Source organism: Pseudovibrio flavus, assembly GCF_009711345.1.
In the GTDB taxonomy this organism is placed as follows: Bacteria; Pseudomonadota; Alphaproteobacteria; order Rhizobiales; family Stappiaceae; genus Pseudovibrio; species Pseudovibrio flavus.
Window position 1 is genome coordinate 1 of record NZ_SMMA01000046.1, and the last position, 362, is coordinate 362.

General features: G+C 64.1%; 1 CRISPR repeat array.

The features are described 5' to 3' along the window. Nucleotide 1 precedes the first annotated feature (1 nt). A CRISPR array of direct repeats spans nt 2-300; the repeat unit is 33 nt; unit sequence TGCCGCCCCCTACGCGGGGGCGTGGATTGAAAC. The last annotated feature ends 62 nt before the right edge of the window (nt 301-362 follow it).

A 362-nucleotide genomic window follows, 5' to 3' on the forward strand; every position in this document is an offset into this window, starting at 1 on the left:
CAGCCGCCCCCCACGCGGGGGCGTGGATTGAAACTGGGGCATTAATCTGTAGAACAACTCTACGCGGCTGCCGCCCCCCACGCGGGGGCGTGGATTGAAACAAGTGCAAGCGGCGGCGGGTTTGCCAGCGCTTGGTGCCGCCCCCTACGCGGGGGCGTGGATTGAAACCAGCGCTCGCGTTTAGAAAGCTCTCTAAAGCGTTGCCGCCCCCTACGCGGGGGCGTGGATTGAAACTTCACCAGTCCAAGCAAGATATCGAGAACCTGATGCCGCCCCCTACGCGGGGGCGTGGATTGAAACTCGGCCGACTACGCGACACAAAAACGTCTCCACAGCCGCCCCCCACGCGGGGGCGTGGATTG